The sequence below is a fragment of the Rhodococcus sp. 1168 genome (genome assembly GCF_002091955.1).
Lineage (GTDB): Bacteria > Actinomycetota > Actinomycetes > Mycobacteriales > Mycobacteriaceae > Rhodococcoides.
Window position 1 is genome coordinate 435289 of the sequence record NZ_MKKY01000091.1, and the last position, 17286, is coordinate 452574.

The 17286-nt window shown below is 60.2% G+C and carries 17 protein-coding genes; 13 read left to right on the top strand and 4 right to left on the bottom strand.

Going from position 1 to position 17286, the window contains the following annotated elements; genetic code table 11:
• Positions 1-13: 13 nt before the first annotated feature.
• The gene (locus BJI47_RS22880) at positions 14-436 is read right to left on the bottom strand and encodes a DUF3560 domain-containing protein (RefSeq protein WP_088945835.1); all 423 of its coding nucleotides are present in this window, start codon (positions 434-436) and stop codon (positions 14-16) included.
• A gap of 51 nt (positions 437-487) precedes the next feature.
• Entirely contained in the window at positions 488-874 is a 387-nt protein-coding gene (locus tag BJI47_RS22885) for a hypothetical protein (RefSeq protein WP_125458804.1), read from the bottom strand.
• Positions 875-1186: 312 nt separating this feature from the next.
• Between BJI47_RS22885 and BJI47_RS22890 the strand changes: the two genes are divergently transcribed.
• The 13 genes from BJI47_RS22890 (at position 1187) to BJI47_RS22945 (ending at position 14908) form a co-directional block, all read left to right on the top strand.
• Entirely contained in the window at positions 1187-2389 is a 1203-nt protein-coding gene (locus tag BJI47_RS22890) for an IS110 family transposase (protein ID WP_088945837.1), read from the top strand.
• Between the two features lie 475 nt (positions 2390-2864).
• Complete coding sequence (locus BJI47_RS24865; protein ID WP_254900758.1) at positions 2865-2996, top strand: hypothetical protein; 132 nt, start codon at positions 2865-2867, stop codon at positions 2994-2996.
• A 174-nt stretch (positions 2997-3170) separates the two neighbouring features.
• Complete coding sequence (locus BJI47_RS22895; protein WP_088945838.1) at positions 3171-5015, top strand: radical SAM protein; 1845 nt, start codon at positions 3171-3173, stop codon at positions 5013-5015.
• Complete coding sequence (locus BJI47_RS22900; protein WP_176225019.1) at positions 4999-5940, top strand: DUF692 family multinuclear iron-containing protein; 942 nt, start codon at positions 4999-5001, stop codon at positions 5938-5940. The genes BJI47_RS22895 and BJI47_RS22900 overlap by 17 nt, the downstream gene beginning before the upstream one ends.
• A complete protein-coding gene (locus BJI47_RS22905) occupies positions 5925-6674 on the top strand; it encodes a hypothetical protein (RefSeq protein ID WP_088945840.1) in 750 nt (249 codons plus the stop codon). The genes BJI47_RS22900 and BJI47_RS22905 overlap by 16 nt, the downstream gene beginning before the upstream one ends.
• Complete coding sequence (locus tag BJI47_RS22910) at positions 6671-7879, top strand: hypothetical protein (protein WP_088945841.1); 1209 nt, start codon at positions 6671-6673, stop codon at positions 7877-7879. The genes BJI47_RS22905 and BJI47_RS22910 overlap by 4 nt, the downstream gene beginning before the upstream one ends.
• 122 nt (positions 7880-8001) lie before the next feature.
• On the top strand, positions 8002-9288 hold the full coding sequence (locus tag BJI47_RS22915; RefSeq protein ID WP_088945842.1) for an HEXXH motif-containing putative peptide modification protein: 1287 nt from the start codon (positions 8002-8004) through the stop codon (positions 9286-9288).
• Positions 9289-9371: 83 nt separating this feature from the next.
• Positions 9372-10640 (top strand): MFS transporter, encoded by a 1269-nt coding sequence (locus BJI47_RS22920; protein WP_088945843.1) that lies wholly within the window; start codon positions 9372-9374, stop codon positions 10638-10640.
• Entirely contained in the window at positions 10637-11584 is a 948-nt protein-coding gene (locus BJI47_RS22925) for a metallopeptidase TldD-related protein (RefSeq protein WP_176225020.1), read from the top strand. Before BJI47_RS22920 ends, BJI47_RS22925 begins: the two co-directional genes overlap by 4 nt.
• Positions 11585-12184: 600 nt before the next feature.
• A complete protein-coding gene (locus BJI47_RS22930; RefSeq protein ID WP_176225021.1) occupies positions 12185-13633 on the top strand; it encodes an asparagine synthase-related protein in 1449 nt (482 codons plus the stop codon).
• Positions 13630-14058: a lasso peptide biosynthesis B2 protein gene (locus tag BJI47_RS22935; protein ID WP_217808576.1), complete on the top strand. Its 429-nt coding sequence runs from the start codon at positions 13630-13632 to the stop codon at positions 14056-14058. Before BJI47_RS22930 ends, BJI47_RS22935 begins: the two co-directional genes overlap by 4 nt.
• Positions 14055-14330, top strand: coding sequence for a PqqD family protein (locus BJI47_RS25090; protein WP_176225022.1), 276 nt, complete (start codon positions 14055-14057; stop codon positions 14328-14330). Before BJI47_RS22935 ends, BJI47_RS25090 begins: the two co-directional genes overlap by 4 nt.
• Positions 14331-14362: 32 nt before the next feature.
• Entirely contained in the window at positions 14363-14908 is a 546-nt protein-coding gene (locus BJI47_RS22945) for a GtrA family protein (RefSeq protein ID WP_088945847.1), read from the top strand.
• A gap of 70 nt (positions 14909-14978) precedes the next feature.
• On the opposite strand, the gene BJI47_RS24290 is transcribed toward BJI47_RS22945, so the two are convergent.
• Positions 14979-15137, bottom strand: a complete 159-nt coding sequence (locus BJI47_RS24290; RefSeq protein ID WP_176225023.1) for a hypothetical protein — start codon at positions 15135-15137, stop codon at positions 14979-14981.
• Between the two features lie 239 nt (positions 15138-15376).
• Complete coding sequence (locus tag BJI47_RS22950) at positions 15377-17158, bottom strand: ABC transporter ATP-binding protein (protein WP_088945848.1); 1782 nt, start codon at positions 17156-17158, stop codon at positions 15377-15379.
• Positions 17159-17286: the final 128 nt, after the last annotated feature.

A 17286-nucleotide genomic window follows, 5' to 3' on the forward strand; every position in this document is an offset into this window, starting at 1 on the left:
AGACAGAGGCGAACTATGGAGAGAAGGAGTGGTGGCCGATTTTTATCGGCTCGCCCCCTGGTGGGAGTGCGTTAACGGAGCGTTGTTCAGCTTCCCAGGCTGCGTCTTCTTCGCTGCTGCGGCGTATCGCTTTTGTCTCGAGTGCGTCGACGCGTGCGGCTTGGCGGCCGGCGCGGTCGGCTTCGACGATGTCGGTGGGGCGGGCTGCGGTGTCGATGTCGAGCTCGACGTCGAATCCTGCGGCGCGGAGTGCGGCGGCGGTGGCGTCGATGGTGTGGGTTTTGGGCGCGCGGTCGCGGCTGCTGCGGATTCCCCAGGTGGTGATGCTGGGGAACCAGCGCCAACCGTGGGCTTTCAGGATGGCGTTGGTTCCGTCGTTTTTGCTGGTGCCGTCGATGAGCGTTCCGGCTGCGGCACTGTGGGTGATGGTCAACATGTGTTGGCGGTTTCCTTTTCGGTGGCTGTGCAGGTGGGTGGGTGCGGCTGTTCAGTGGGTGTGGTGGCCGGGGGTGAGGCCGATCAGGTTGTCGCTCTCGCCTTGGTAGCGTGCGGCGAGGTCGGCGAGTGTGGGCCACAGGTCGAACGCTCCGTTTTTTGCCGCGTGCTGCCAGGTCGCCCAGAGGTGCCGGGGTGCGGTGGCGGGCAGGGCGGCGTGCATGGTCCAGCGGGCGGCGGCGCGGCTGGTGGCTACCTGCTCGAGCATCTGGTGGGTGGAGGCCCGGATCGCGGGGCCGGGGTGCCTGGCCTGGGTGATGGCTTCGGCGAGTGCGTCGGTGCTCTTGGGGTCGTTGGCGAGGATGTTTGCGGCGGTCCAGAGGATGCCGGTGGAGGTGCCCTGTAGGTCGGTGGGTACGACTGCGGGTGTGTAGCTCATGGTGACCTCTTCCTCGAACCGGTTCCCCGGTCCTTGCTCTGCCAATTTCTTTTTGCCTTACCGTTTTCTTGAGCCGGTTCGAACCCGCGGTGTCGTACATTCGAATCGGCCTGGGGGCACCGGGTATGACTTTTTCTTTTGAGCCGCACTTGATGGCCGGAACGGCATGGTCGCCCGGTGTTCTCGACGACTCGACCGCTCATTGAGAGATGCGACGACAAACAGATCGCTGTGTAAGGCCACGACGGTGCAGTCGTCCACCAGGTCCATCTGCAAGGTTCATGTACCGGAAGCGGAAGGGATGTAACAACTGTGACGAAAGTGTGGGTAGGAGTAGATGCTGGGAAGACCGCGCATCATTGCGTGGTCGTAGACAGTGATGGGCAGCGGCTACTGTCGCGGCGAATCGTCAACGACGAGAGCACTATCGAGAAACTGATCGACGACGTCACCGCGCTTTCCGACGGCAGCACAGCGACGTGGGCGACCGATCTCAACAGCGGCGGAGCCGCATTGATGCTGGCTCTGCTCGTCGCGGCAAAGCAGGTGGTGTTCTACATACCTGGCCGGGTCATCTACCACGCGGCCGCCGGTTACCGAGGCGAGGGAAAGACCGACGCCAAGGATGCCGCGATCATCGCCGATCAGGCCCGGATACGCCGCGACCTGCACCGAGTCCGTATACCGGACGAGAGCGCTGCTGCGTTGCGGATCCTCACCGGGCACCGGACGGACCGAATGCGAGACCGCACCCGCACCATCAACCGACTCCGAGCTCTGCTGAGCGAATTCTTTCCCGCACTCGAACGGAACCTGGATCTGTCCAACGCCAAAGGCACCTTAATTTTGCTCACTGGTTACCAGACCCCGGACCGGATCCGCCGCATGGGACGCTCTCGCCTGGAGACCTGGCTCCGCACGCATAAGGTGTACAACCCCGACAAGGTCGCTGACGTCGCACTCGATGCTGCACGCGCACAACATGCCCGAGTACCAGGGCAGGATGCTGCAGCGGGCACAATCGCGACACTGGCCCGCCAAGCTCTCGACATATTGGCCGAGCTCGCTGCGCTCGACAAACAGATCACGGCGCTGTTCAGCAGACACAGGTACGCCGCAATCATCGAATCGATGCCCGGCTTCGGACCGTTGTTGGGAGCAGAATTTATCGCCGCCACCGGCGGCGACATGGAGTCGATCGGTAGCGCGGACCGGCTCGCTGCATTGTCTGGTCTCGCACCGGTCCCCCGCGATTCCGGGCGGATCAGCGGGAACCTTCACCGTCCACGTCGGTACGACCGCCGGTTGATGCGTGTGTTCTATCTGTCGGCGCAGCTCAGTATCCGATCATCGCCGGAATCGGATGCCTACTACCAGCGCAAACGAGCGGAAGGGAAACGTCACACGCAAGCCGTCATCGGCCTGGCTCGTCGGCGTGCGAATGTGCTGTGGGCCATGCTTCGCGACGAACGCATTTACGCACCAGCAGAATCCGAGAAGGGGGTAGCTGCCTGAACCCTCTATTGGACGCGATAGTTCGTGGACGGCCCGCTCAGAGTTCGGCGCAAACGCGGGGAATCGATGTCTGCTAGCTGAGTGCCTGGTGCTTCTGCGGCCATGGATTCTGCGGCGGTGTGAACCAGTGCTCGGACGTCGTCGTCGCTGAAGTAATTGCGAGCGGTGCGGCGGTGTAAGCCGCATGCGCGCCCGCCAACGACAAGGCGAATTGGCGTGTCGCGAGGTCGTCAGTGTGGTGGTTATGGCCCGCTAATCGAAACCGGTGAAGGGCCGGTTTCTGAGGTGAATCTCGTTAAAAAACTTTTTCGGACTTTTCGGTTTGTTCGGAGTGCGAGACCGCAACAATGCCCTTACAGTACATCGCAGCGGTCACTATCTGGTACCGCTGGCGCTCGGTATGCGAGCGTGACGTTGGGGGCCGGGCCAATTCATCGGATTGTTGCGCCGGTGCCTGAGATTGAGGGAGTTACTCATGGGTGACACTACGCAGGTCAAAGGTAATCGAGACGACAACCTGCTCAATCAGCTCGACAGTCTTGACGTAGTGGAGGCGGCCGAGTTGCAGGACGGCGCCGCTTTCCACGCATTCCGTTTCGCAGTCTGACGGACCTCAGGGGCCATTACAGGTGTAATAAACGACCGGGTCTGCAGAGTCGTGCAGTCAACCTGCGTCGTCCGTTCACCAAGGCCTGCGAGCGGTCGATCACCTCGGTGATCGACCGCTCGCAGGCCTTTGGACGCAACACTTTTGGGGGAAATAGTGCGCGCCGAGAATCCTATGATTCAACTGGTCTTTCCCGGTGTCACCGAGGCGCGCCTCTTTCCCTATCTCAGCCTACCGATGCTCACGTCTTACCTGCAGAAACACCAGGTGTCGGTGCGGCAAGACGACCTGAACATCATGCTCAGTCAGCGACTGCTAGCGCCGGAAGTGCTCAAACAGCTCCAACATCGTCACGCGGAAGGATCGTTCACACGATCGCTCCCGGACTTCGGTATTGATCACCACCAAGATCTGATCGAGTCGGTCATCGAAAAGAATCTGAACGCAATACCTTTCGACGTCGGCTTCCGCATCGTGACGACCCTGATCAACACCGCCCTGAAAGACAGCGTCTTGATCAGGCCATGCAATTCCCTGGCCGAAGTTCTCCGCGCTGCTCACGACGAGCGAAACGAAACGGACGTCGCCCTGAGCGAGTACACCGACTTAACGCATCGGACCGTCGTACTGAACGACACACGGATCGTCGGAATCTCGGTAGCTTTCTTCAGCCAACTGGTCCCAGCCCTACGCCTGGCAAAACAGATCCGAGACGCCGACCCAACTCGCAGCATAATTCTGGGCGGACAACAGATGATGATGCGCGGTCGCGAACTCGCATCGCTGCCAGCGATCTACAACTTCGTCGACGGCATCGCTACCGGGCAAGGTGAACCCGTATTGCTTGCGATGGCCGTACAGGTGATGAACGGCAACACCAGACCGCACGAGGTAGCAGGTGTGATCACCTCGATGGGTCTAGAACGCGGACCAGCTCCACGCCACCATATTTCGCAGAACCCAGCACCCAGCTTCGCTGGCCTACCATTCGAAAACTACTTCGCCCCGGTCCCGCAGCTGCCCCTAATCACCTGCGTCGGATGCTACTGGGGGCGGTGCACATTCTGCTCGTACGGAAACCGTGGACAAGGATCCAACTATCAGCAGATCACACACACCGATCTCGCCGAGGTGATACGAAACGCGCTCCGAGAGACAAGCTCTCGCTTCGTCGCATTCGTAGACGAGAATTGCAACCTTCGATTGATTGTCAAAGCAGTGCAGATCGTCCGTGACGATGGTTACGACTTCACCTGGTCAACACGAAACAGACTCGAACCGATGCTCGCGGATCGCGCTTTCACAGACCTCATGGCAGCTTTGGGCTGCCGGTTGATGAGCGTCGGCTACGAGACCAACGTGCAGCGTCTGCTCGATGAGATCGACAAGGGAGTCGACGCGTCACTCTACGAAACAATCGTCGACAACCTCGACCAATCGGGAATCGCTCTACGGTTGAGCATCATGGGCGGGCTGCCCGGCGAAACCGAAGAAGAAGCAGTGCAAAGCCGCCAGTTCCTTGTCGACATCGCCGATCGAATCGGCATCGACGCTGCGCAGATGATGATCGCGGAACCAACCTCGCTGATGTTCGAACACCACACCAGCTCCGACTATCTGACGGTGGACAGGGGGGACGAACTGCAGTCCAATAGCGACTTCAGCTACCTCGGCGGTCGGCACGGACACGTCATCGACTACGAAGGGGCGGACCGGGAGGAACGATCGAACTGGCTGACAGAAACCATCAGAGTCGTCGCTCCCGGCAAGAACGACGAGAAGCACCCACGATGGAAGAAACGCGGCAGCGTCGCAGAGCGAAGCGCACTGCAACTGCACCCCTGGATAGTTGTGCACGACAGCATCCTGATGGACCTGCGTTGGCAGCTGCGCTACAACATCGCGCTCGACCACGTGAACATCATCGATCGCGGAAACCGCACTGTTCTCGAAGCACGCACCGGGAAGGGACGAAGCTTGCTGGCCATGATGGAGGATGCAGATGTCGGAACCTCGTAACAAGGCAGTTCGACGCGGCCTGGGCGTGGGAATGGATCTCCCGTGGGGAGCGCCCGTCGGTTTCGATCCCGACACACCAGGCCCGAACGCGCGCGTCCGGGCATTCCTGGACCGTCATGCTGCTGATTACGCCTACCTATCGTTCGCATTTCAACCACGCGGCACCGTGCCGCTCACAGTCGCTCACTACCGCGAGCCCTACCGGGCCCTGATCGACAGCCTTCCCGCGCAGATGCCGGTCGCTCTGCACCAGACGCTGCTCAACCTCGGTTCGGTCCAGGACTACGACCGGTCGATGATCTACGAATTCACGAACGAACTGAACCGGGAATTCGATTGGGCATGGATCGTCGAAGACCTCGGAATGTGGTCTCTGGGGGGCATACCCATGCCGTACCCCCTACCGCCCTACCTGGTCGAAGACAACGTCGCCAACGTCGCCGGCAACATTGCCGAAGCGGTATCCCATCTCCACATGCCACTACGCGTGGAGTTTCCAGGGTTCACCGATGGTGTGACCGTCGTCGTCGGCGACATCGACGCCTACGACTTCTTCCGCCGAGTGACCGACATCTCCGACTCCGAGGTCACTCTGGATGTCGGGCATCTCATCAGTTGGCGTTGGTGGAGCGGGCGCCGCGGCCGAGAATTGTACGGCGACCTGAACCGCTTGCCGTTGGATCGTTGCCGGGAGCTACATCTGGCTGGATCGGCGATCAGCCGTGGCCGTTTCCTGGATCTTCATCACGGTGTCCTGATGGAAGAGCAACTCGTGCTGGCAGAGGAGCTGCTCAGTCGATGCCCGAACCTCGAAGCAATTACCTACGAAGACCCCAACTACGGACGCACCGGTGAGCTGGTACCGAAGAGCATCGAACGGTTGGAGCGGCTGCGCGGGATGGTGAGCCAATGGGCAGCAGCCTGAACGAGATCGATGCGGCGTTTCGGCATCGCCTGACCTTTCCCAGCGATCGACGCGCAGGTGGGACATCTGAGGTACCCGATCACACTGCAGGTGTCCCGCAGATCATCCAGGACGTCGATACCCAGCAGCTCGCCCGAGTGTCCTACGAACTCACTCAAGGGATTTCGCAAGGAGCGATCGGAGGGATACCTCTGCGCGATCACTTCCAAAGAAGCCTTCATCGAATCTACGGTGATCGGCACAATGCCGGGCAGAGGGCAGCGGCGGGGTTTCTCCGAAGCAACCACAGCGTTGGTGTCGACATGTTGGGTTTGCGGCAAGGCCGTTCTGTCATCGAAGCATTCGGTGACTTTCTGATGGACTGCGAGTGTATCGACCAAGCTCATGCGGCTCAGATCGAGCACGATCTACTTACCGGACTGCTCAAGACACTGACCAGACATCCAGACACCGGTTTCGTTGTCCGCCATCAACAAGTACATCGAACAGGGTCCACATCCTGGGTCGCCTACAGCGACGCGGCAGGTGCTCTTCGCGACACCGGCCGTGCCCCTGTCCAGCCCATCGCGTTCGTCGCCTGCAATGGACGTTTTTTCACCGGACCGGTCGCACTGGTACTGATCGCTGGCTTGCTCTGGAACAGCGATCGCCGACCGCTCTGGACCGCACAGTTCGACGAAAATTCCATCGCTGCAGCACGCACCGCGCTGGCATCGAAAGGACTGATCCAATGATCGCGTTGCACGAAGAACACGGTGAGATCATTGCCTCCTGGGACCGTTTGGGATACTGCGGAGAATCGATCGTGTGCTTCGATCGTCATCTCGACCTGAAGCCACTCAGTGCGCGAGCAGCCGCAGATCTCGATGCTGCAGCTCAGATCGGTGAGCTGGACGCGCAGAATCGCCGACTCCCGATACGGGAAGTCGAAGGTAGCTACGGACTCGACGATTTCTACGCCGCAGGCGCAGCGCTGGGGCACGTATCGATGCTTACCTGGGTCCAGTCGTACGACGGACCGGACTCCCCACAGCAGCGGCGCCGACTCCTCAATCAAGTCGCACCGATACGGGCAGACCGAGAGACTCTCCTCGGCACGTCATTCACCGATCAGGGAGCCCTCACGACGACGCTGTGTGGTCTGACGCTCACCATCGCGACTCCGTCGATGTTCGCAGCCCAAGCCCCCGCCGCCGCTACCCGTGTCGACCTCGACCTCGATTGGTTCGCCGACACTGTCGGCGGAATCGACTACGAGCCGAAAGATCTCCTCGCTCTGTTGGACATCCACAACCTGCGCTCTCGTGTGGACTCGATGACCTACTCGATACGCAGCGGATTTCTACCAGAATCGATGCGTTACCTCGCGGACACGATCGCCACCGAGCTACACACGAGCACCGAGCAGCACGAACGAGACGCCATCGATCTTCCGCGACGAACCTTCGCCGCCCTGCGAGGTGGCGCAACCGAGAACACAGCACTGATCGCAGCGGAACTGGAGCCACTCGGCCCGATCGGGCTCGTCCTCCGCGGAATCCTTGCGGTGAAGTCCGGGGATGTCGACATGGCAACGCAATGTTGGACAGATGCAGCCGCTGCTCGATACGAATCTTCATGGCTGGCCTACACGATCGGTCTACAGTTCTACGCGCAGCGCAACTTCGGTGCGGCTTCGGCGTGGTTGACCCGGGCGATCGGCGACGGTGTGGACACCGTCGAAGTCAAGTCAAGATTCCTCGGTGCCCTCTGCGACGTCCGCCTCGGCGATACCGCAACCGGCCACGACAAACTTCTCGACTTCGCGTGGGATTTCCCGCTGCATGTCGGGGCCACCGCGCTATCGATCGAGCTCGGTCCCACGCTGACACGTGAGACCCCTGAGTTTCTGCTCGACCAAGCGACACGACACCGCGAGCTGATCGGTGCAGAGCGATGAGCCGACCACACCTGTGAGCGGCCTACAAATGCCCCGATCGGCCCAGGACTGCGCTTGTAGCCCTGGAACCTTGATTCCGCCAGCCTGAGGTCCACGATAGATAGGAAAGGGACTACCGCCACATGACAACCTCTTCGCAGATCGATCAACCCTTGACAGTCAACATGGACCGGGTGCGCGCGTTCGTCGCATCGAGCCCACAGGTCCCGGTCTCCGGCTTTCTGTTGCCTGACACCGCTCTGCGCACCGTGACCGCGCTGCAGGGTCTACTGGCACGGAAGACCCTGAAAGACCTGCTGAAGACTGTGCACGCACGTAGTGCAGCCGCCACCGATTCCGCAGATCGACTTCGCATGCAGATCGCGGTGAATGCGCTGCTGGACGTCGAGCCGGACAAGCTCGAGCAGATACTGACCAGGCCGGAACTGATCGCCTGGATCGCGGTGGCCAAAGCCTCGGACGCCCCCACGGTCGACCACAAGGGAGCCGATCCTCTCGCTCACCGACTGCTGTTCGTCCTGGCTCCCGAAGTTCTCGCCGCTCGCCTCGATACCGTTCCACCGCCCATCCGAATTCAGGCCGATACGGACGGGCGCTTGGCCGTCCCCAGGATGGGATTGCTCTGCACGCACGTATCGGACACCGGTTGGTGGGAACTGAGCTTCAGCGGCAACGATCTCGTTGTCAGCGACGGAACAACGCCAATCATCATGGACGCTCAGTCCGATCATGTGGTACCGCTGCAACGCATCGCAGACGGTCCATTCGTCGTCCCACGGGCATCGGCATGGTTAGACGCGTTCGGTGCCGACTCCGCAGCCCTGACACCTGCAAGCGAGATCGAGGTGGGTCAGTTCGTCGACTACTTCACCGAAGGAGCCGAACTGCTCGCGTCTCATTGGCCGCCAGCATGGGCCGAAACCGCGGCAGTGATCGAACAATTGGTGCCCGTGCGGTCGCAAGGGCTTACACCGTACAACTTCAGCGTCCATGCCTTCCGGGGCCTGATTGCAAGTACGCCCAGACCGGGTCCGATGGCGGCACAGATCCTCGTCCACGAAACAGGACACAATCTGATGAGCACCATCATCGACCTGCTCCCGCTGTGCACCAACCCCGACACTCGCGTCATCAGTCCAGTTGTCAACCAGGAGCGGGCACTTCCTGCTGTGTTCCACGGCTGCTTCAGCTTCGGGAGGGAAGTACACCTGACCCAGCTGCTACTCGAAGCCGGCGTCGAACCGGTCGCCACGACCGACATGGACAAGTACTTGAAGGACCGAACCGACACCGTACGAGAGGCGTTGAACGTTCTCACCGACACTGCCGATCTGCTCCCCGCCGGCACTGCCATCGTAGAAGAAGTGGCACGGGTGCTGGCGAAAGTCGAGGGATCATCTGCTCTGTGATCTACTCGTTCGGTCGGGAGGGGCGCGGCATGTCTTCGCCTCGGTCCGACCTGTCTCAATGACGTTCTAGCGATGGGCATCACATGTTGAACAGTCGACGAAAGGGTCCTTTCGCCGAACCTGGCTTTCGATGGTTATGGGGCGGCCAGCTGGTCGGACTGATCGGCGACCAAATCTTCCCGATGGCTATCGTCGCAATGTTGTCCGAGCGCTCGGGAATGGCACTGTCCCTAGGATTGGTGTTCGGTGCACGTTTCGCAGGACTGAGCCTGCTGATCATCGCCACCGGCGTCCTAGCCGATCGCCTGAACAAAACCGTCATGCTGTTATCGAGCAACGTCATTCGCTTCAGCGCAGTCATCTTCATCATCGCCATGGGCGGCGATCTGCCTCTATGGGCGTTGATGCTCACAACCTTCCTGATGGGCGCCGGCGAAGCAATATTCCAACCCGCCTACGACTCGACAATCCCCTCGATCGTCCCAGCCACGAGCATCGAAGCCGCGAACGCAGCCACCAATATGCTGCGTTCCATCGCGCAGATCGTCGGCCCTGGCATGGCCGGTCTCGTTGTCACCGGTATAGGTGCAACCTCGGCGCTCACACTCAACGCCGCGACATTCCTCGTCGCAACATCGTGCTTACTGGCACTTCGGCGGGTAGCCGGAGCCAAACTCGACTCCAGTCCAGAGGCAGGGAATTCGCTGGTCACAGAAGCCCTCGAAGGCTTCCGCGTCGTGTTCTCGATGCGCTGGCTGTTCACACTCGAGATCATGTCGGTCGTGCACGTACTACTGGCGGTCGGTCCATGGTTCATCTTACTGCCCCTCGTCGCCACCAACCGTTTGGGCGGACTCCAGTCGTATGGATTGGTGCTCTCTGCCTTTGCACTCGGCGGACTCGCAGGGGCCGCCCTGGCGGGGAGCATCGGAAGACGCACACAAATTCCCGGGGTCTGGGGCCTGATCGGATTGTCTCTGTTCGGCGTGGCATGCCTATCGCTTGCACTCCCGATTCCGCTCACCGGAATCCTCGCCCTAGCCGCGCTCGGCGGGGCGGGTACACAGTTCTTCGATGTGCTCAAAACCACCGCAATGCAGAAGGAGATCCCCAAAGGGTTCCTCGGTCGAGTGTTTGCGGTGGACTTCTTTGCCTCGTTCGTGATGATGCCCGCCGGCCAGATGCTCGCAGGTTTGCTCATCACAAGCCCCGAGCGCGCGAACACTGCGGCGATCTTCGCCGCGGTCGTCATCTTCTCTACGACACTCCTGCCTCTGTTCGCCCGCTCCGTACGGCATCTAAGCAACCAATCAGCCGACGACCGTGTATCCGCAGCGGGATCGATCGAGTGAGAGCGCTCGACAAGCTGCGAACCGAACTCGAACTCGCATGCCGCACGCTACGCGCACCGGTCGAAATTGAGGTCGGGACCACCGACGGCTACATCACCTCCCTATTCAGCATCCCCGGAACACAAACTCGATGGGGCACGCGAAACCAGACAGCAGAAGCCGTACTGGAAGCGGTCCATCAAACAGGCCTCGAATGGCTCGCAGACGACATCGAGGGGGCCGCCAGTGGACGTCCTCTACCGGCCCGGATCACCGCAGACATCCTCGTGCCCCCGTTCCTCGCCGCCGTCCTCATGCACGAATGCATCGGACACACCAGCGAGGCCGACAACTACCAGGCCTACAGACACCGTCTCGAACCGAACCTGGGCGACTACTGGACCGACCTACCGCTGCTTGTCCGTGACGATCCGACAGAGCCAGGGCATTCCGGTTCGTATCGAACAGACGACGAAGGTACGCCCGCCCAGCCGGTCACCTTGGTCGAGAACGGTCGCTGGACAGACCTTCTGACCAGTACGCGCACTGCTGGTACCCATCAATCCAACGGTCACGGCCGATGCCTTACGCCAGGTGGACCGCCCCTTCCTCGAATGGCTTTTTTTACCGTTGGCGCCGGCGACAGTAGCTACGACAGCCTCCTATCGAACATGGATGGCTTCCTTCTCGGCGGTATCGGAGGTGGCGGTTCGGTACGGGAGTACATGAGTATCAAACCTCTGTGGGCACGCCGAATTATCGACGGCCACATCACCGATGAGTCGTATACGGATCTCGTTCTCCGCGCCAAGAAGGACCAGCTCGTCAAACGCCTACAAGCTATAGGCGACAGCCCCCGAACCTACGATCCATTGCATCCGTGCTGCAAAGAAGGCCAAGACCTACCAATCACGATGGCGGCACCGTACCTTCGCCTGAATCAAGTAATTTTGTACCCCGACTGAGGTTGTCAGTCGAACAGCGGACGGCTTCGACGAGGCCGGGCCGGGCCGCGGAGCTGATGCGACGTCAGCCGGTTTCGCGTTCTCAGCGGCGAACCGGTTGGCGGCTGTTGCGAGGGGTGTCAGGCGAACCGAGGGATTGGACCGAGTCGACGAGGTCGTCGTCGGTCACCGTGGATAAGGATTCTGCTGCGTTTGCCGGCGGCAGACCCACATCGTTCAAAGGCTCGCGACCTCATTCACGTTGACAATCCCTATTGAGATGCCTTACCGGACCATGAGGATGCCCTCGCGGCGCTTGTCGGCCGCACAGCTTACCCGACCATCTGCACTCATCCGAGCGGAAATCCCTTCATTCTGGGGTGGTTGGCCGGTGACCGTATCGAGATTCATACCGAGGGTCGCGCCATGGCAGTATTCGTCGGCCAGATCGCGGCGCCATTGCACGATGTTCGGTCTCGTCTTCGGTCGATCGTTGGAGGCCGGGCGTATACGAACGCATCGGCACTCCTGGGTGGGAGTTTTCATGTTCTCAGTTCGGTCGACGGTGTCGTATCCATGAATGGAACTGCATCGTTGTCGCGGAGGATTTTCTACTCTCGAATGCGAAACAGCACCGTAGCGTCGAACCGGGCCGACATTCTTGCCGATCTCTCCAACTCCGACCTCGACGCGGAGAGCATTGCGGTACGACTACTCGTGCCGCCCGCGCCGGATCCCCTCGACACCGGTTCGATGTGGTCCGCTGTACATCCCGTTCCCGCCGATCGACAGTTGTCGATCCATCCTGACGGCCACACTGCGGCCGCGAGGTGGTGGACAGCACCGCCTGCTGACATGTCGATCGCAGACACCACCGAGGCTTTGAGGGTTGCAATCAGCGAGGCGGTCGCGCTACGAACCGGCGATGAGGTTGTGACTGCAGACCTGTCCGGGGGACTCGATTCGACGCCCTTGGCGTACCTGGCGTGGAACAACTACCCCAATGTCTCTGCGGTGACATTGACCGGCATGACCGAAGATGACGGTGACACCGGTGTAGCTCTTACTGCGGCATCGATGATGGCAGGTCTGGACCACCTGATGCTGCCAGTCGACAAACTGGTCAACACTTTCGACGGCATCATTACCCCGCCTGCCAGCAACGACGAGCCCTTCTTCGGGTTGCAGCTCGGACGGCAAGCGCAGATCGCCGAACAGATGTCTCAGCGTGGCTCTGCCCTGCATTTCACCGGCCATGGCGGGGACGAGGTGTTCTCTGTCCCATCAGTGTATTTGGGTGATCTTCTTCGTACGAACAAGCGTGTGGGGTTGGACCATGCACGGGGTTTGCGTGCACTGAACAAGTGGTCCTGGTCCGACGTCGTGAACCTGTATCGCGACACGGACAGTTACCAGAAGTGGACGAACCACAAATTCGATCTCGCACCGGAGCGGCGTTCTGGGCGGTCCACGAGCAGGTGGGGTGAGGCGGCATACGTTCCTGCATGGGTCACCCGCGACGCGCTGCAGTATGTCCGTCGACGCTTCGAGAACCTCGACAAGACGCTCACTCCGCACTCGCCGTCGCCCGCCCAGCACCAATGCATCGAATCGATTCGAACAGCCGGCCGCATCTCGAGGCTTGCAGGAAATATCTACGCGCAACACGGGATCTCCCTCGCGTATCCCTTGATCGATGACAAGATCGTTGACCTAGCGCTGCGCGTACGACTCCATGAGCGCGGTACTCCCTGGGAGTTCAAGCCGTTGCTCCGATCCGCTACCGCGAAAATTGTTCCACCAGAGCTCATGTCCAGATCCACCAAGAACGACATGACCGAGGATGTCTATCGCGATCTGCGATCTGCCCGCGAGTCGCTACGAGAGATGTGCGAGAACTCTGTCCTGGTGTCGATGGGCCTGGTCGACAGGAAAGAACTGCTGACTGCATGCGGGATACAACACGCTGCCGGGCTGTCCCTCCCCTCGTTCGTCATGACAATGAATTGCGAGGCATGGCTCAGGTCACAGTTGCCAAAGTCCCACCGAAAGCTCGAGGTGCACCTATGAATGTCGGCAAACCCATGGCAATCGCAAGACCAACCGGAGGCACGCCTGTCACCACTGCCAAGGTGCACTCACTCGTCTTCCTCGCACGTCTCGTAGCGAGAATGAGCCCAGCGCGGATCGAGCGAACGATGACGATACTGGCCAAGAACGCGAAGCCGGCCACGTATGGCGACATTCGCCAGGCCCAGGGCAGTGTCTTGTCGATCAGTGCGATATGCGCCGGGGACGGCTGCCTCCACCGCTCGATCGCTGTTGCAGCACTGTGCAGGCTCAGCGGCACCTTCCCTGAATGGAAGACCGGCTTTCAGGTCGACCCGTTCCGCGCGCACGCGTGGGTCGAAGCCGAGGGCCGCGCAGCCGACCACGGCATGGACCCTGCTCGTTGGATCGAGCTCATCACCGTCAGAGCAGGAGCGCGCCCGTGAAATTCAGAATCGATGTCCGCGTACGAACAAGTGATGACAAAACCGTCATTTTGGACATGAAGACAGGGAAGTACTGGCATCTCAATTCGACGGCCAGCATCATCGCTGAAGGAATACAAAACGGCGAAAGCCTGCCCGAAATATGCGCCCTGGTATCGTCCGTCAAGAATGTGGCGCCTCAGACAGCAGCCAGCGATTGCGCCCAATTCATACAAGAATTGTCGAACGTTGGACTACTGGAGGATGTACCAGCAGAGACAAGGTCCCGGTGAAAGCTGGACTCGGATCGTAGAGGTGGTCGAACGTGAGCTTCGGTGAGCGGGTGGTGGCATGGCTGCCGCAAAGATGGCTGGTCAAAGCACTCGCTCATGCCGAGTTGTTGAAGTTTCTGAGCGTGGGTGCCATCACATTCGTATCCACTGTCGCTATCTTTTTCGGTCTCAAATGGACTGTTCTCCCGAACAACCCTGTTACCGCCAACATTCTCGCGGTATTGGTTTCGACGATTCTGTCGTATGTTCTCAATCGCGAGTGGTCGTTCTCCGACCGCGGCGGGCGTCCGCAACACCATGAAGCAGCCCTGTTCTTCGGTGTAGCTGGAGTCGGTTTGGCACTGAACCAAGTCCCACTGTGGGTTTCGCGTTACATCCTGGATCTACGCACCCCTCATGTGTCGTTCATTGCGGAGAACTTCGCAGACTTGGTCAGCGGCACGATTCTGGGCACTTTGATCGCCACCGCTTTCCGGTGGTGGGCAATGAGCAAGTTCGTATTTCTACACCGCCCGACTCAATCGGCCGCACCAGCGGACTCCGAGACTGCGGACTCCGACCTGGACAAATCTGCCTAGCCTGGGCGATCAGGGGCTTGTCGTTCGATAGTTGACTCCCCAACTGCCGCACGCATCCTGTGAGCTGTCGCTAGTCTACGAGATTGCCACGAAGCCAGTCGTTCACAGCCTCGTACACGGCATCTTGAATTCGCATTCCGCGTTCGGCGCATGCAATCTTCAATCTGCGTTGCAGTGCCGGGTTCATCCTCGTGGCGAACGGAACAAGGTCGGTTTCAGCTTCGGTCACTGTCTGCACGTCATCGACAGACCCGATCGCCCCAGCACATCACGTCGAACGGGACGTGAGTCTGTCATCTCCATATGCCCCTAATCGATTGAGCGAGCAGCTGATTCCGTACAGAACCCCCGCCCCGACACCACACCGCTATACCGACCATACAGTCCCTTTGCGAGGGTAGCGTACTTCAACACCCGCGCGGTGTACGTCCCGACCCCGAGCTACCTCGGCACCACGAGTAGCGACACTTACACGGCATCGCTAGGCACCGAGAGGGTGGTAATCCTGAGTGCAGCAACCAAATCGGCATACAGGTCATCGGATTGAAGGAGCTCGGAATGGGTCCCGGTCGCCCTTATCCGCCCGCCGTCGAGCACGACGATGCGATCGGCGTCCATGACGGTGGAGAGTCGATGCGCCACCGACACCACGAGCCCCGTGCGTGCGAGATCACGTACTGCGTCGACGATCGCACGTTCTGTTCGAGCGTCGAGCTGCGCGGTGGCCTCATCGAGTAGAAGTACCGGTGGGCGAGAGACCAGCACGCGCGCAACCGCCAGTCGCTGTCGTTCGCCTCCCGACAGAGTCGCTGCTGCGATGTCGCTGTCCAACCCGTGAGGCAAAGATCTGATCTTCTTCGCCATATCTACCGCCTGCAATGCGGACCAAACCGCGTCGTCGCCGGCGTCCGGGACGGAGTAGAGGACGTTGTCGCGGGTGGTCCCCGCGATGACCGGTGTGTCTTGTTCGACATAACCGATCCTGGTGCGTACTGCCTCGATAGTCCAGTTTTCGTATGGAATGCCGTCCAGCAGGATATTTCCACTGTCCACGTTGAGGAAGCGGAGTAGGGCAGAAAGCAGGGTGGTCTTACCCGCGCCGGATGGTCCTACCAGTGCGACATGGCCCTGGCGCGGCAGATCGAGGTCAATCGCATCGAGCGCAGGGGCGCTGTCGATAGCGTGGTGCACGGTCACCGATCGGAGCTCGAGCACGGTCTCGGAGGGGACTGAGCGCCCCGGTGGTTGCCCACATGCGCCAGGCGCATCGGTTTCCTGCGCCAACGAAGTGACTTCCGCTATCCGTCGTGATGCTGCCAGCCCAGACTGCAGCGTCGCGATACTGGTGATGATCATGACCACTGGCAAAGCCAGTCCGAACACATACAGCAGAAATGCCACCAGACTCGGCACATCCAGCGCAGCCGTCGAGACACGCCACCCACCGACGACCAACACAACAATGATCACTACGTTCATAGCTAAGCTGGTCAATGTCGAGGCAGCAGTTTCGATTCGAACTGCGCGCACGCCCAGGGAGCGCGCATCATCGACATGATTCCCCAGCGCCTCAAGCTCCCGTTGCTCCGCTCTGGAGGCTTTGACGGTGCGCATCGCCCGGACCGTACTGTCCAATCGACCGCCAAGCAGACCGAGATGTTCCTGCACCTGCTGCTGCAACCGCGACAATTGAGGCATCAGTACCAGCGACATACCAGTACCGACTGCAACCACGATTACGGTCACCATCAACAGCATCATGTCCAGGTAGCCCATCAGCACGAGACTGCCGACCAAAGCGATTGCGCCATTGACGAATTGCACGACGCTCGACGTGGCGGCCTCCCGAATCAGTGTTGTGTCTGAGGTCACCCGAGATGTCATCTCGCCGGCAGTGCGCACCGCGCCGATCCGCGCACCCATCAGAGCTTCCAGCATTCTGTTTCGGGCTCGTCGCACCACACGTTCGGCCATCTTTCCCAGCATCACTGTCTGCATGTAGGTCACGATGGTGCTCAGGATCAACACCGCAACCAACATCAACGCCACGTCCGTAACCGAGGACTGAGAACCCAAACGCTGCAGGACTTCTCGAGTGACCATTGGACTCGCCAGCTCAGCACCAGAGCCAACAAGTCCCAAGAATATCGCCGACATCAAGACACGGCGTTCTGGCCGAATCCACCCCGCCAACAGGCGCCAACCCCCCTGCGTAGGATCGTCCGGATCCAACTCTGCTTTTAGCGGCATGCCTGACACTCTAGAGAGATTAGACCTGCTCAGTCCGTCATCTCTTTTACGAACTCCCGTTCGGGGGGGGGGCACCCGAATCGGGGCAAAACACGGTAGTGCCGAATCCTAACCAGGATAAGTGGCTA

What these genes read in the sequence shown, in the direction of transcription:
- BJI47_RS22880 (WP_088945835.1), bottom strand. Translation starts at nt 436, where the DNA reads ATGTTGACCATCACCCACAGTGCCGCAGCCGGAACGCTCATCGACGGC.
- BJI47_RS22885 (WP_125458804.1), bottom strand. Translation starts at nt 874, where the DNA reads ATGAGCTACACACCCGCAGTCGTACCCACCGACCTACAGGGCACCTCC.
- BJI47_RS24865 (WP_254900758.1), top strand. Translation starts at nt 2,865, where the DNA reads ATGGGTGACACTACGCAGGTCAAAGGTAATCGAGACGACAACCTGCTC.
- BJI47_RS22895 (WP_088945838.1), top strand. Translation starts at nt 3,171, where the DNA reads ATGATTCAACTGGTCTTTCCCGGTGTCACCGAGGCGCGCCTCTTTCCC.
- BJI47_RS22900 (WP_176225019.1), top strand. Translation starts at nt 4,999, where the DNA reads ATGTCGGAACCTCGTAACAAGGCAGTTCGACGCGGCCTGGGCGTGGGA.
- BJI47_RS22905 (WP_088945840.1), top strand. Translation starts at nt 5,925, where the DNA reads ATGGGCAGCAGCCTGAACGAGATCGATGCGGCGTTTCGGCATCGCCTG.
- BJI47_RS22910 (WP_088945841.1), top strand. Translation starts at nt 6,671, where the DNA reads ATGATCGCGTTGCACGAAGAACACGGTGAGATCATTGCCTCCTGGGAC.
- BJI47_RS22915 (WP_088945842.1), top strand. Translation starts at nt 8,002, where the DNA reads ATGACAACCTCTTCGCAGATCGATCAACCCTTGACAGTCAACATGGAC.
- BJI47_RS22920 (WP_088945843.1), top strand. Translation starts at nt 9,372, where the DNA reads ATGTTGAACAGTCGACGAAAGGGTCCTTTCGCCGAACCTGGCTTTCGA.
- BJI47_RS22930 (WP_176225021.1), top strand. Translation starts at nt 12,185, where the DNA reads ATGCGAAACAGCACCGTAGCGTCGAACCGGGCCGACATTCTTGCCGAT.
- BJI47_RS22935 (WP_217808576.1), top strand. Translation starts at nt 13,630, where the DNA reads ATGAATGTCGGCAAACCCATGGCAATCGCAAGACCAACCGGAGGCACG.
- BJI47_RS22950 (WP_088945848.1), bottom strand. Translation starts at nt 17,158, where the DNA reads ATGCCGCTAAAAGCAGAGTTGGATCCGGACGATCCTACGCAGGGGGGT.